The following is a 13,834-nucleotide window of genomic DNA, read 5'->3' on the forward strand; positions in this document are numbered from 1 at the left end:
TCACTTGCCCGCTGCCGCTGCCGCCGCGCGCAGCTTGTCCTTCTTGCTCGGCCGCCTGCCCTTGACGCCGCCGGTGGCGGCCTCGGGCGTGGCGATCTCGGTCGGCTCGAAGCCGGCGATCCGCTCGCGCTCGACGCGCCGGCCCTGGCGCTTCTCGATCAGGCGGAAGTGCGCCTCCGTGGCCGCGCTGATGAAGCTCACCGCGAGCCCGCTGGCGCCGGCGCGCGCGGTGCGGCCGATGCGGTGCGTGTAGTCGTCCGCGGCGCGCGGCAGGTCGTAGTTCACCACCACCGGCAGCCGCGCGATGTCGATGCCGCGTGCGCCGAGGTCGGTGGCGACGAGCACCCGGATCCGACCGGCCTTGAAGTCCGCCAGCGTGCGCGTGCGCGCCCCTTGGCTCGCATCGCCGTGGAAGGCCGCGGCCTCCAGGCCGTTCCGGCGCAGCTTGTCGGCCACGTGATCGCAGGCGTAGCGCGTCGCGACGAAGACGAGCACGCGCGACCACTCGCCCTGCTCGATCATGTGACGCAGCAGCGGCGTGCGCTTCGCGGCGTCGACCTCGACCGCGTGTTCCTCGATCTGGCCTTCGGTGGCCGGCTCGCCGCTGACCTCGATGCGCACCGGATCGTGCAGCAGCTGGTCCGCCAGCGTCTGCACCGCCGCCGGGAAGGTGGCGGAGAACAGCAGGTTCTGTCGACGCTTCGGCAGCAGCGCCAGCACCCGCGCCAGCTCGTCGGCGAAGCCGGCGTCGAGCAGGCGATCGGCCTCGTCCAGCACCAGGCACTCCACGTCGGAGAGCTTGAGCGCATTCTTCTCGACGATGTCCAGCAGCCGGCCCGGCGTCGCGACGACGACGTCCGCGCCGCCACGCAGCGCCATCATCTGCGGATTGATCGACACGCCGCCGTACAACACCGAGACCTTCAGCGGCTCGTCGAGGAAACGTCCGACCTGGATCACCGTCTCGCCGACCTGGGCGGCGAGTTCGCGCGTGGGCACCAGCACCAGCGCCTGCGTGCGACGCAGCGCGGGCCGGACGCGGGCATCGATGCGATGCAGCATCGGGAAGACGAAGGCCGCCGTCTTGCCGGAGCCCGTCGCCGCGGAGCCCAGCAGGTCGCGGCCTTCGATGATCGGCGGCATCGCGGCCGCCTGGATCGGTGTGGGCACTTCAAAGCCGAGCTCGTCGGCGGCGCGCACGAGGCGCGTCGCCAGGCCCAGCGCGGCGAAGGTGTTCTCCGTGCTCACAGCAGGCGCACCTTCACCGACTTGCCCTTCACCTTGCCGGCGTTGAGCTTGCGCAGCGCCTGGTCGGCGATGCCGCGCTCGACGGCGACGTAGGTCGAGAACTCGTTGACGTTGATCTTGCCGATCTGCGCGCCGTCGAATCCGAGGTCCTTGGTCAGCGCGCCCAGCACGTCGCCCGGACGGATCTTCTCCTTGCGGCCGCCCAGGATCTGCAGCGTGACCATCGGCGGATGCAGCGGCTCGGCGCCGGGCTCGGTGGTGAGCTCGGTCAGCGGATGCCACGGCGTGACGCTGCCCTGCATCTGGTCGATGCGGCCGACGCGACCCATCTCGTCGAGGCTGGCCAGGCTGAATGCCCAGCCCGCTTCGTCCGCGCGGCCGGTGCGGCCGACGCGATGCACGTGGACTTCGGGGTCAGGTGTGATGTCGACGTTGATGACGGCTTCCAGCTGCGCGATGTCCAGTCCGCGCGCCGCCACGTCCGTCGCCACGAGCACGCTGCAGCTGCGGTTGGCGAATTGCACCAGCACCTGGTCGCGGTCGCGCTGGTCGAGGTCGCCGTGCAGTTCCAGCGCGACGATGCCCTCGGCCTGCAGCACGGCGACGAGGTCGCGGCACTGCTGCTTGGTGTTGCAGAAGGCCAGCGTGCTGGCCGGGCGGAAGTGGTTGAGCAGCAGGCCGACGGCATGCAGGCGCTCGTTCTCCTTCACCTCGTAGAAGCGCTGGCGGATCTTGCCGGCGGCGTGCTTCTCGGTGAGCGTCACTTCCTGCGGCGCGCGCATGAAGCGCGTCGCGATGGACTTCACGCCGTCCGGATAGGTGGCGGAGAACAGCAGCGTCTGGCGCGTCTTCGGGCAGTTCGCGATCACCTGCGCGATGTCCTCGGCGAAGCCCATGTCGAGCATGCGATCGGCCTCGTCGAGCACCAGCGTGTTCAGCGCCTCCAGCGTGAGCGTCTCGCGCTGCAGGTGGTCCAGGATGCGGCCCGGCGTGCCGACGACGATGTGCGCGCCGTGCGACAGGCTCGCGAGCTGGTTGCGGATCGGCGCGCCGCCGCACAGCGTCAGGATCTTGATGTTGTCCTCGGCGCGCGCCAGGCGGCGGATCTCCTGCGTCACCTGTTCGGCGAGCTCGCGCGTCGGGCACAGCACCAGCGCCTGCACGGCGAAGCGGCGCGGATTCAGGTTGGTCAGCAGCGGCAGCGAGAACGCGGCGGTCTTGCCGCTGCCCGTCTTCGCCTGCGCGATCAGGTCCTTGCCGGCCAGCGCGAGCGGCAGGCTGGCGGCCTGGATGGGCGTCATCGAGAGGTAGCCGAGCTGCTGCAGGTTCGCCCGCATCGCGGGCGGCAGGGGCAGGCTGTCGAAGGAAGTGGCGCTAGGCGCCGCCGGCGGCTGCGAGGCAGCAGGTGCCGCGGCTGCGGCGCCGGTGGGATCGGTGCGGGTCATGCACGATTGTCGCCCAGCGGGTGTGCCATGAAGAAACACAGCATCTGGTCGCTCGCGTCGGGGCCCAGCCAGTCGGTGTAGGAGCCGCTCTGGTCGCCGCCGGACCAGCCGTGTCCGCCGCCCTCGATCAGCCAGAGTTCGGCGTGCACGCGCCCCTGTGGCGTCACATGCGTGCGACGGGTGTAGGCGCGCGTGCCTTCACGGCCGTTCTCGACGCGCTGGACGCCGGCCACGCCGGACGTGGCGTCGGCGTAGACCTGCTCGCCGTTGAGCGGGTGGACGGTCATGTCGCGCGTGCCGTGGAAGACGATGGTCGGCGTGGGGCGATCGGCGTTGCCCGTCGCCTCGGCCGTCACGCCGTCCGCGGGCAGGCGCGTGGGCTGTCCGCTGCGCATCATCGCCATCGCGCCGCTGGCGTCGTCGACGGCGCCATGCGGCAGGCCGGAATGCACGCCGACGGCGGCGAAGAGTTCGGGATAGGCGCGCCCGAGGATGACGGCCATCGCGCCGCCGGCCGAGAGGCCCGCGATGTAGACGCGCTTCGCGTCGACGCTGTGGCTGGCCATGACCTCCTGTGTCAGGGCGGCGATCAGGGCGGGCTCGCCGCGTCCGCGCTCCTGGTGATTGGACTTGAACCAGTTCCAGCAGCCTTGCGGATTGGCCTGCGCCGACTGCGCCGGGTACAGCACCAGCCAGCCGTTGCGACGCGCCATCTCGTTCATGCGCGTGCCGACGGCGAAGTCGTCCGGGTCCTGTCCGCACCCGTGCAGCATCACCAGCAACGGGCGTGGTTCGGCGCTGTCACCCGGTGGGACGTAGAGCTGATAGTCGATGGAAGCGCGGCCTTGCACGAAAGTGCTGCGGAGGAACTGGTCGGCGAGCGTTCCGCTCTTCGATTCGAGCGGCAGGTCCATGAGCATTCGAGGGCTGGGGGCGCGTGTGGCAGTGCCCGATTGAAGCACGGATCCCGGATCGGCTTCATGAGTGTTTGCGATGTCCGCCCGGGCAGGCCTCCGGCCGGAGGCCCGGAAGGGGGAGTTGCGCCGCCATCGCCGCGAGCGCCGGCCTCGGCGTTGCCTCCAGCGCCTGCGGCGCCAGCAGTGCCTTCAGCCGAAGACCGGCTGCACCAGTTCCACGACCAGCGCCGGATCGGCGGCACCGCTGGCCGGTTTCCCACGGGCCGACTGGACCCGTGCCAGCGACTTCGCGGACTGGTCGCCGAACACGCCGTCGGCCTTCACCGGCTCGCCGGCGTCGGAGAGCGCCAGCTGCAGCAGGCGCACGTCCAGCCCGCGCGTCAGCGGCGAGGTGGCCGCCACGCAGACGATCCCACGAGCCGTGGGCGCGGCTGTGTTTCGATGTTCACGACGCCCTCCGTCCCCGGTGCGGGCGCGGCGCCTGCTGGATGGGGTTTTGGGCGATCGATGGTGGGTTGAATCCTCCATGCGGGAGGATGCCCCGGGCGCGTGAGGCCTGTTCACGGGTCTTCGGAACGGCTCTCCGATTCGTGATCGCGATCGCGCTCGTGGTGACGGGTGAGCGGGAAGGGCGGCAGCCAGGCCTCGCGCCGGACGGTCCAGAGCTCGTAGGTCGGCGTCAGCTGGTCCGGGGCGTCGAGCGCGCCGAGGTGCACTTCGACCTCGTCGCCGGTCCGGGAGTACACCGACGATCCGCAGCGGGGACAGAAGTGCCGGCCGCGGAACTCACGGGTCTCGCCGGTGACCGTGACGGCGTCCTGCGCAAAGATCGCGGAGGCGCCGAAGAGCGCGCCGTGATGCTTGCGGCAGTCGAGGCAGTGGCACAGGCCGACCCGGTAGGGACGGCCGGTCGCGACGAGGCGGACATCGCCGCAGAGACAGCCGCCGGTGAATCGGTCCATGACGGGGGCTCCTTCCGCCTCACGGCGACTTCGCTGCGTCGCAGGCCACGCGCTTCATCGGGAAGTCGATGCCCCGCGTGGCGCCGTTGCGCTGCCCTTCGATGCGCGCGGCGAGGCCCGTCTCGCCGACGGCCTTGTAGAGGATGCGCTGCGGGAAGTCGTGCTCGGGGTTCTCGAAGGTGACCGCGCGATCGCCGATCGACGTCGCGACGAAGGTGGCTTCCTTCTGCCGAGACGGCAGCGCGACGTAGACGACCTTGCCGTCGGCGTTCAGCCGGATCTGCAGGAACTCGTGCTCGACGGTGCGGCCGTTCTTCACCGTGCGGCCGATGCCCAGCATCGTGCCGCCGGCCAGCGGCAGCCAGTGCTCGACGGAGCCGGGCTCGCCCTTCTCCGCGGCCCAGCAGCCGGCGAGCCAGTTCAGACGTTCCAGCTGGGCGTCCTCGGCGCGCGCCGGCAAGGACCCGAGCGGCGACAGCGAGACGACGATCAGCGCGCCGATGGCGGCAGCGAGGGATGGACGCATGGCGGTGGTCTCCGGGCACTGGATGCATGAATCTAACGCCGGCGGCCCGTCGCCGCCATCCGGGCCGGTGCCGGAAGCGGCTCACGCGACGCCTGGTGCGAGGCCCAACTTTGGAACAGTCGACCACGGTGCCGATCAAGTCTTCCGCTTCTCCACCAACGCCTTGAGCGTCCCCAGATCGCGCGCCACATGTACGCGTCGTTCTCGAAGGCCTCGTCGGTCACACCCGGCATGCGCAACAGGACGAAGGCGACCACGCAGCCGTCGCCCGAGGCGTGACGCGCATCGCGTTGTGGAAGCGCTGGCCGTCGGGCAGGCAAGCCGCACAATGACCGCTCGACAACACCAGACCCTCCGGCGACATGGACCGATTCGACGCGCTGCAGGCCTTCGCCCGCGTGGTGGAGGCGGGCAGCTTCACCAAGGCAGCCCAGACGCTGCACATGAGCAAGACCACCGTGACGCAGCTGGTGCAGCAGCTGGAAGCGCGGCTGCGCGTGAAGCTGCTGCATCGCACGACGCGGCAGGTCCGCGTGACGCCCGACGGCGCCGCGTACTACGAGCGCGTGGTGCGCGTGCTGGCCGAGCTCGATGACGCGGACACGGCCTTGTCCGACGCGACCAGCTCGCCGCGCGGCCGGCTGCGCGTCGACGTGCCGACCCCGTTCGCGCGCATGGTGTTGATGCCGGCGCTGCCGGACTTCCACGCGCGCCATCCGGAGATCCAGCTCGACATGGGCGTCAGCGACCGCATCGTCGATGTGATCGGCGACAACGTCGATGCCGTGCTGCGCGGCGGCGAGGTCACCGTGCCGTCGTTGATCGCGCGACGGGTCGGCGATCTGCAGCTGGGCGTCTTCGCATCGCCCGGCTACCTGTCGGTCGCGGGGACGCCCGCTCATCCGCGCGAGATCGAGGAACCCCACCACCGCATCGTCGGGTTCCTGCGGGCCAGCAAGGGCACGGTGGGATCGATGGAGATGCGGCGCGGCGACGAGGTCGTCGAGGTGCGCGGTCGCTACGTGGTGGCCGCCGACGACGGCAACGCCTACCTGGCGGCGGGGCTCGCCGGCATGGGCGTGCTCTGGTTGCCGCGCTACATGGCCGATCCGCACGCGGCGCGCGGCGAGCTCGTGCCGCTGCTCACCGACTGGGCGATGGACCCGATGCCGATGTACCTTGCCTATCCCCCCAACCGCCACGTCAGCGCGAAGCTGCGCGTGTTCATGGACTGGATCGAGACCTTGATGGCCCGTCACGCACCCCTGGCGACGGGGCGGGCGTGATCGCTCAGGGCGCCGCGTTGGCCGACCCCGAGCCCGCGCTGCGGCGGCTGTCGACCCATGCGTCGACCACCTGTTCCAGCACCGTCAACGGCACGTCGCCGGTCAGCAGCACGACGTTGTGGAACTGCTTGATCTCGAAGCGGTCGCCCAACTGCTGGCGGGCCTTCTCGCGCAGCGCCTCGATGCGCAGACGGCCCAGCATGTACGCGCAGGCCTGCCCTGGCCACGTGACGTAGCGGTCGACCTCCTGCGGCGTGATGCCGTAGTCGATCGCCTGCTGGCGGGTCCACTTCATCGCATGCAGGCCGGTGTCGACGACCAGGCGCCGCGCGCGGAACAGCGCGCCGTAGAGCTGGCCGAGGTGCCCGACCGGGTCGCCCTCGTACCAGCCGTTCTCGACGGCCAGTTGCTCCGAGTAGAGCGCCCAGCCCTCCACGTAGGCCGAGCCCGCCGTGAATGCGGCGCGGCGACGGAAGTAGGGCAGGTCCTTCGCCTCCATCTGGATCGCGAGCTGGAAGTGGTGTCCCGGGATCGCTTCGTGGTGGACCAGCGTCCGCATGTCGGCGATCTCGTAGGTCGGCCCTGCGAGCGGCGCCCAGAACACGCCCGGCTGCGAGCCGTCCGGCGCCGGCGTCGTGTAGTGCGCGGCGGCGGTGGGCTCGGTCAGCGCGGGCTCGCGGCGGACCTCGACGGGCGCCTTCGGCATCACGTCGAAGATCAGGCGGGCGCGCGCCTCGGCGTCGCGCAGGTAGGTGGTGTAGCGGTCCAGCAGCTGGCCCTGCGGCGCGGCGTCCTTGGGCTGGCGGTCGGCGTCCATCTTGCGATAGCGCTGCTCGATCGAGCCGTCCGCGTAGCCGAGCTGCCGCAGCAGGCCGTCCATCTCGCCTTCGATGCGGGCGACCTGCTTCAGGCCGATCGCGTGGATCTCGGCCGGCGTGAGTGCGGTCGTCGTGTTCTCGCGCAGGCGGGCGGCATAGAACTTGTCGCCGTCGGGCAGGCGCCAGACGCCGGCATCGTCGGTGGTCAGCGGCAGTTGCGCGCGCATCAGCGCCAGGCCGCGCTTCCACGCCGGGACGACCGACTTCGCGATGATGGCCTCGGCCTGCGCGCGAGCGCGCTTGCGGGCGTCGTCGCTCATGTCGGCCAGGCCGGCCATGCGCTCGGTCAGCGAGATCACCAGCGGATTGGCCGCGGGCGGCGCGGCCACGAACTGCTCAATCTGGCCGATCGTCGTCGCCGTGATGAATCGCGGCATCAGCACGCCCTTGGCCTGCGACGCGCGGGCGCGGACGATGCCCTGGTCCATCAGCGCGGCCAGGCCCGCCATCCGCGTCAGGTAGCTGCGCACGTCGCGCGCGTGGCGCATCGGGTGTTCCTGCACGAGGAAGGTGATCGGGCCGACGTGCACGCCGTCCATGTGCTCGAAGACGTAGTGATGATCGAGGAACGCCGCGCCGGCCACGTCCTGCTGCATCGTCCACGCCATGAGCGCGGCGGAGGTGCGCTGCGTCGGCGTCAGCGCCTCGCGCGGGAAGCGGGCGAGCTCCGCCAGCGCCTGCCGGTCGCGGGCGATGTCGGCCAGCTCGGCGGCGCGCGAGAGGTCGTTCCACTGGCCGTCGAGCCGGTCCTGCGTCGGGCCCTCGAAGTACTGCATGCGGGTGGCATGTTCGGGCAGGCGCTTCATGCGGGCGGCGGCGATGCGCTCGGCCCAGGCGTCGAAATCGGCGGCGCCGAAAGAGGCTGTCGCGGTCGCAGTCGCTGCAACGGCGACATTGAGGACCGGCGCGGTGGTCATCCAGCCGGCCACGGCGGCAGCGATCAAGGTCCGGCGCCGGAGGGGCAGCGCGCCGGTGGATCGGGTCGTCTTCGTCATGTGCTCTCCCTGGTCGACGATGCGTCGATTGGAACGGGAGGCAGGGTAACCGGCTATTCGTCACTCCCCGGCGAGCGGAACAGGGTCACTCGCCGCTGAACTCGTAGTCGGCGAACTCGGCGTGGCTCCACTTGATGAGCACCTTGAGCCGCGCGGCGGCGGCGGGGAGGGCCGATCGGTCGAACTGGCAGAACACGCTGACGTCGCCGTCCTCGCCGAACAGGCTGAGCTTGCTGCCCGCGCCGCACGCGAACGGCTGGCCGTCGAGCTCCGGCGCGATGCTGGCCGAGGTGTCGTCATGCCCGCCGGTGAACATCGCGCGGAAGCTGAAGCGCTTCGGCGCTGCGCCGGCGGGGAGGGTGCAGGTGATCTCGCGCCAGTCCATCATGCGGTCGGTTTCGACGCAGGCGGAGGCCTTGAGCGAGGGGCCGGGTGTTGCGGGGGCGGGCGTTTGCGCATTCGCGGACGTCGCGCAGAACGCGCAGATGGCGAGCAGCAGGGCGGTCGTTCGCATGGTGAGCCTCGATGCGTGAAAGCCGGAGATCTTCGCCGGGCCGTGTGACAACGCAACACGTGGCACCTTGACGGTTGTCATGTGGAAATCTTGCGGGGAGGCATGGGGGTCGATAAACTGCGAAGCTCAAGATCTGCCTAGGCGGGGTGTGATGGGCAGCGCCACCCGAGTCATCGGGTTCCAGTTGAACTGGTCATTCGCAGCAATGCGATAGAGAACCCCGCATCGCGGCGGCCCCTTCGGGGGCCGTCTGTCTTTCTGCCTCGAACTTTCAGCCGGAAATCTTCCGCCGAAGACTGGTGGTCTTGAGCAGGTTGAAGAACGCAACTCGGCGTCGCGGACGGAACCGTTCATGCGCGGAGACATCCACGGCATAAGCGGACTGGACCTGCAAAAGCAATCGACCCTTGCGCTTGCTGTCGCGCGTGACTTCAAAAAAGACGACGTACTGTCGCTCTGGCGTATCGGGACCTTCGATCTGCTCCGTGGTGACGAAATTCTGAGGGTTGTCGCGAGCGATCCGAATTGTTCGCTTGCGTAGCTCCCGAATGAGTTCTGGAAGATGTCGCTTCGAGAGCTCATACCTCCGCTCGCACAGTACGCGCACCTCGCGTCCGTCATCGAATAGTTCTGTGTGGGGAATCTCGCCGCGTCGTCGTCCGTCGCGCGCGATCGATCGTGTGAAACAGTGACACGAGAAGGCAACGACCACGGTCACTTCGAATCCGAGTCCCGGATCTACCCGGAATGCAAAGGGGGCCAGATGCGACAGGTCCCACGCCTGTCCATCGCGCATGACATTCCTGAACCGATGATGAGCACGAACAACATCGAGGTGATCGGCAATCGGAATTTCGGTGACGGGAGAGTCTTCTCGAACAGGGCGCGGCTCGCCCTCCAGCGTTGAACTGCACATGACTTGGCGGCCCTGGTGATGACGGGCCGGTCATGTTTCCGATGAAGGACTCCAGCGATCTTGCGCGTGATCAAGGGTTCCGCAGGTCAAGCAGAACCTGCAGCGTTCGTCGTGAGTTCGCGACCTTCAATAAGTGAATAGATCGCCTCAGGTGACCGAAGAATGTATTCGAGAGACTGACAAGAGCGGTGCCTATGGAGGTCATTGCGGCAAACCGCGCAGGACTCTAAAGTTCGAGGCTCAAGATCTACATTGTGGTGGGGTGAAAAAGGTAGTGCCGCCCGAGTCATCGGGTCCCAGCTGGAATGGGAGTTCGCGGTCTCCGCGATAGAGAACCCCGCATCGCGGCGGCCCCTTCGGGGGCCGTCTGTCTTTCTGGCCTCCATCGACGGACCAGCCGCTCACACGAACTGCGCCGCCGCATTTGCCGACGCCCACGCCCACTGGAAGTTGAAACCTCCCAGATGGCCGGTGACGTCGAGCACCTCGCCGATGAAGTACAGCCCTGGCGACTTCAGCGATTCCATCGTCTTGGACGACACCTCCTTGGTGTCGACGCCGCCCAGCGTGACCTCCGCCGTGCGGTAGCCCTCGGTGCCCGCGGGCACGACCTGCCATGCGGACAGGCGCTGGGCGATCTGCTCCAGCTCCGCGTGCGTGTACTGCTTGATCGGCTTGGACACGAACCACTGCTCGCCGATCAGCGTGGCCATCTTCTTCGTGAACAGCTCCGCCAGCAGCGTCTTGAGTTCCGCATTGGGCCGATCGTTGCGCTGCTGCGCGAGCCAGCCGGGCACGTCGAGGTCGGGCAGCAGGTTGATCTCCACCGCCTGACCCGGCAGCCAGTACGACGAGATCTGCAGGATCGCGGGCCCGCTGAGGCCGCGGTGCGTGAACAGGATGTTCTCGCGGAAGCTCTTGCCGTTGCAACTGACCAGGCAATCGACCGAGGTCCCGCTGAGCTCGTTGCACAGGTCCTTGAGCTGGTCCGTGATCGTGAACGGCACCAGTCCGGCGCGCGTCGGCAGCAGCGTGTGGCCGAACTGCTTCGCGACCTGGTAGCCGAAGCCGGTCGCGCCCATCGTGGGGATCGACAGCCCGCCGGTGGCGATCACCAGCGACTGGCAGCGCATCGGCCCTGCGGTGGTGGTGAGCGCATAACCCGACTCGGTCTTCTCGATCGTCTCGACGGTGGTGTCGAGCATCGGCGCGACGCCGACCTCGGCGCATTCGGCGAGCAGCATGCGCAGGATGTCGATGGACTTGTTGTCGCAGAACAGCTGGCCGAGCTTCTTCTCGTGGTGCGGGATCTGATGCTTGTTGACCAGCGCGATGAAGTCCCACTGCGTGTAGCGCGCCAGCGCCGACTTGCAGAAGTGCTTGTTCTCCGAGAGGAAGTTGGCCGGCTCGGTGTACAGGTTGGTGAAGTTGCAGTTGCCTCCGCCCGACATGAGGATCTTCTTGCCGGCCTTGTTGGCATGGTCCACCAGCAGCACGCGGCGGCCACGCTGGCCCGCCAGCGCGGCGCACATCAGCCCCGCGGCGCCCGCGCCAATGATCACGACATCGGTGTCCTGCACGTCCACAACTGCTTCCCTTCGACCCTGAACAACCTGCTTGAACCCGCTTCGCGCCGAGCGGAACGCTGCGGGCGATGGGCGCGGGACTTTAACGCAAACGCTCGCGCGGGCCTTGCGGGCCTCGCGGTCGACGGCTAGACTCGCGCCCTCTTTTCTGACTGCTGCTGCAGAAAAGGTCCTCAGCCGCGGCTTCTCGCCGGCGGCTGTCCCTTTTCGCCTGGGCTTCCAGGCCTCGGGCGCCTTCCGGCCCCGGAGAGCACAGCACCATGTCTCACTCCCTTCGACTCCAGCGAGCCTTCGCGCGCTCGCACATCGACCTGCGCTTCGAGGACGGCATCTACACCGTCCGCAACGACAGCGCACAAGCCACCATCCTGCTGCCGGCCGCGTTGCCGCTCGAGGAAAAGGCCGTCAAGCAGCTGCTCGCCTTCGCCTCGGTAAAGACGCCCGGCGGCGATGCCGCCGTCTGCGCCGCGTGCGCGACGCCCGACTTCCATCCCGGGTCGATCGCGCCGGTCGGCGCCGTGGTCGCGACGCCGGAAGACATCGTTATCCCCGCCGCCATCGGCACCGACATCAACTGCGGCATGCGGCTGGTGACGACCGGGCTCTCGCTCGCGCAGGCGGCGCCTCGCCAGTCCGCGCTCATCGCGCGGCTGAAGGCCGTGCTGCTCGAGAACGCCCGCAACGTCCCGACGCCGACGCAGGCCTTCAAGGCGCTGTTCGATGACGGGCCGCTGGCCTTCCTCGACCGCATCGCGCCGGAAGGCCTGTGGGCCGGCGTCGACCGCGACCGGCTCGTGGCGGAGGTCGATCGCTGCGTCGGACTCGACCGACTTGGCGGGCATTCGCGCCACGCGCCCCATGCGTTCGTCGATGGGCGCGATCGCTTCCGGGATCCCTGTCTCGGCACGCCAGGCGGCGGCAACCACTTCGTCGAGTTCCAGGTCGTCGATCGCATCCTCGATCGGCACGCGGCGTATGAGCACGGTCTGCGCGCGGGCGACGTCGTCGTCATGATCCACAGCGGCTCGCGCGACATGGGCTTCCACGTCGGCGCCCGTTGGATGGATCGCGCTCGCGACGCGTGGCCCGTCGGCGTCCGTCATCCGGAGAGCAAGCTCTATGCCCTCGAGGGCCCGCTGGCCGGCGAGTACCTCGAAGCCATGGGCGTCGCGGCCCGATACGCGTGGGCCAACCGGGTCGTGCTGGCGGAGATGGTGCGGCGGGAACTGGCCGATCTGTTCGGTGCGGACAGCTCGCGGCTGGTCGTGGACGTACCCCACAACGTCGTGCTCGCCGAGCACGGCCTGAACATCCATCGCAAGGGCTCGACGCCGGCGCACGAGGGGCAGCTCGCACTGATTCCGGGTTCGATGGGCGACGGCTCATACGTCGCGCGCGGGCTTGGTCATCCAGACTGGCTCTGGTCCTGCAGCCACGGCGCGGGTCGGCGGATGCGACGCCAGGAGACGCGACGCCTGCAGGCCGTCGACCGCAGTGATGCGGACTGGCAATGCGTGACCCTGCGCGAGGAACGCCGCATCGAAGAAGCGCCCGAGGCCTACAAGCCGATCGGGCCCGTCATCGATGCGCAGACGAGCGCGGGGCTCATCGAAGGCGTCGCGAAGCTCAGGCCGTGGGTGACGTTCAAGGCGTGAGCGAATCTGGCCTTCATGCGCGCGAGTCGCGGCGCGCTCGCGAGCGTGCATTCAGCCGTCTGCATGTGGCGTCGCACACCGCCTTCACGAGGTAGAAGGCGGCCACGAACGGCAGCACACCGCCAAGACCTCCAAAGGCCAAGAACAAGGTCGCGCCGCCGATGTCCTGGACAGCGAGGGCAGCAGCCAATGCGCCGATCGCCAGATATACCAGGAACCACAGCGGCCATGGCACGCGTGAGATCCGGCGCACCAGAGCCGCCAAGCACCCGGACAGCATGCCGGCGACCATCCCCGCGGCCATGACGAACGTCAACAGGTGGGCATCGCCATGCGCGTGAGCCGCGATCGGATGCGCAGCAATCAGCATCACCAGGGTAAGGCGCGGAGGTGAGAGCGCGGAGGAATTCATCGCGTACGCGTCATCGTTTCGACAGCGACATCCTGGCACCGAATGGTCCATTCGATGCCCGACACGAAGAGCATGCGGAACTCGACGCCGACATCGAGGGCCTCCATCTCGACGTAGCCGAGATCTTCCAGCTCTTCGATGGAGACGCCTTCAGGCAGGGTGCCGCCCGCAGTGATGCTGATGAACGTCATCGCGTAGCGCATCGGATGCTGCAACGGTTGATCCCAACCGTTCAGCACGAGCGAGAGCCTTTGTCCCGGGACGTCCGTGTCGACCGCCACGACTCGAGCGTCGTGCAGTGTGTGGTCGTCCCACAAGCGCAGGAGGTCGGCGGGAAGCCGATGACGGACGGACGCGAGGTAGCTCTCGTACTGGCGGAAAACAGCGAGGTCGGGATCGCCGGCGGCATCCCGCCACGCTGGGGTGAAGAACTTCATCGGTTGAAGGGCCCAGGGATCTTGGATGCAGCATCCTACGGCCCTTCGCATGACGCC

At 68.7% G+C, this 13,834-nt stretch carries 14 protein-coding genes; 2 read left to right on the top strand and 12 right to left on the bottom strand.

From position 1 onward, the window contains the following. The 6 genes from AC1VNM_RS25705 to AC1VNM_RS25730 all read right to left on the bottom strand — a co-directional run bounded on the left by AC1VNM_RS25705 (position 1) and on the right by AC1VNM_RS25730 (position 5,098). Positions 1-1,248 (bottom strand): DEAD/DEAH box helicase, encoded by a 1,248-nt coding sequence (locus AC1VNM_RS25705; protein ID WP_483108790.1) that lies wholly within the window; start codon positions 1,246-1,248, stop codon positions 1-3. Beyond that, on the bottom strand, positions 1,245-2,585 hold the full coding sequence (dbpA, locus tag AC1VNM_RS25710) for an ATP-dependent RNA helicase DbpA (RefSeq protein WP_377161588.1): 1,341 nt from the start codon (positions 2,583-2,585) through the stop codon (positions 1,245-1,247). Before dbpA ends, AC1VNM_RS25705 begins: the two co-directional genes overlap by 4 nt. Positions 2,586-2,689: 104 nt before the next feature. Beyond that, entirely contained in the window at positions 2,690-3,607 is a 918-nt protein-coding gene (locus AC1VNM_RS25715; protein WP_431101587.1) for an extracellular catalytic domain type 1 short-chain-length polyhydroxyalkanoate depolymerase, read from the bottom strand. Positions 3,608-3,799: 192 nt separating this feature from the next. Continuing rightward, the gene (locus tag AC1VNM_RS25720; RefSeq protein WP_431101588.1) at positions 3,800-4,012 is read right to left on the bottom strand and encodes a peptidoglycan-binding domain-containing protein; all 213 of its coding nucleotides are present in this window, start codon (positions 4,010-4,012) and stop codon (positions 3,800-3,802) included. Positions 4,013-4,170: 158 nt separating this feature from the next. Beyond that, the gene (locus AC1VNM_RS25725) at positions 4,171-4,572 is read right to left on the bottom strand and encodes a GFA family protein (protein ID WP_483108791.1); all 402 of its coding nucleotides are present in this window, start codon (positions 4,570-4,572) and stop codon (positions 4,171-4,173) included. Positions 4,573-4,591: 19 nt separating this feature from the next. Beyond that, positions 4,592-5,098, bottom strand: coding sequence for a DUF6265 family protein (locus AC1VNM_RS25730; protein WP_431101590.1), 507 nt, complete (start codon positions 5,096-5,098; stop codon positions 4,592-4,594). A gap of 362 nt (positions 5,099-5,460) precedes the next feature. Between AC1VNM_RS25730 and AC1VNM_RS25735 the strand changes: the two genes are divergently transcribed. Continuing rightward, complete coding sequence (locus tag AC1VNM_RS25735; protein ID WP_377157786.1) at positions 5,461-6,384, top strand: LysR family transcriptional regulator; 924 nt, start codon at positions 5,461-5,463, stop codon at positions 6,382-6,384. Positions 6,385-6,388: 4 nt separating this feature from the next. Here AC1VNM_RS25735 and AC1VNM_RS25740 read toward each other — a convergent pair whose 3' ends face one another. The 4 genes from AC1VNM_RS25740 to AC1VNM_RS25755 all read right to left on the bottom strand — a co-directional run bounded on the left by AC1VNM_RS25740 (position 6,389) and on the right by AC1VNM_RS25755 (position 11,267). After that, on the bottom strand, positions 6,389-8,257 hold the full coding sequence (locus AC1VNM_RS25740; RefSeq protein WP_483108792.1) for a DUF885 domain-containing protein: 1,869 nt from the start codon (positions 8,255-8,257) through the stop codon (positions 6,389-6,391). A gap of 85 nt (positions 8,258-8,342) precedes the next feature. Then, positions 8,343-8,771: a hypothetical protein gene (locus AC1VNM_RS25745; protein WP_483108793.1), complete on the bottom strand. Its 429-nt coding sequence runs from the start codon at positions 8,769-8,771 to the stop codon at positions 8,343-8,345. Positions 8,772-9,042: 271 nt separating this feature from the next. After that, complete coding sequence (locus tag AC1VNM_RS25750) at positions 9,043-9,687, bottom strand: hypothetical protein (RefSeq protein ID WP_377157782.1); 645 nt, start codon at positions 9,685-9,687, stop codon at positions 9,043-9,045. A 401-nt stretch (positions 9,688-10,088) separates the two neighbouring features. Beyond that, a complete protein-coding gene (locus AC1VNM_RS25755) occupies positions 10,089-11,267 on the bottom strand; it encodes a BaiN/RdsA family NAD(P)/FAD-dependent oxidoreductase (protein ID WP_483108794.1) in 1,179 nt (392 codons plus the stop codon). Positions 11,268-11,533: 266 nt separating this feature from the next. On the opposite strand from AC1VNM_RS25755, the gene AC1VNM_RS25760 reads away from it, so the two are divergent. After that, entirely contained in the window at positions 11,534-12,928 is a 1,395-nt protein-coding gene (locus AC1VNM_RS25760) for an RtcB family protein (RefSeq protein ID WP_483108795.1), read from the top strand. 13 nt (positions 12,929-12,941) lie between these two features. Here AC1VNM_RS25760 and AC1VNM_RS25765 read toward each other — a convergent pair whose 3' ends face one another. After that, positions 12,942-13,340 (bottom strand): hypothetical protein, encoded by a 399-nt coding sequence (locus AC1VNM_RS25765; protein WP_483108796.1) that lies wholly within the window; start codon positions 13,338-13,340, stop codon positions 12,942-12,944. Then, positions 13,337-13,777, bottom strand: coding sequence for a DUF4085 family protein (locus AC1VNM_RS25770; protein ID WP_483108797.1), 441 nt, complete (start codon positions 13,775-13,777; stop codon positions 13,337-13,339). Before AC1VNM_RS25770 ends, AC1VNM_RS25765 begins: the two co-directional genes overlap by 4 nt. Positions 13,778-13,834: the final 57 nt, after the last annotated feature.

The organism is Mitsuaria sp. MSU3D (genome assembly GCF_056867975.1).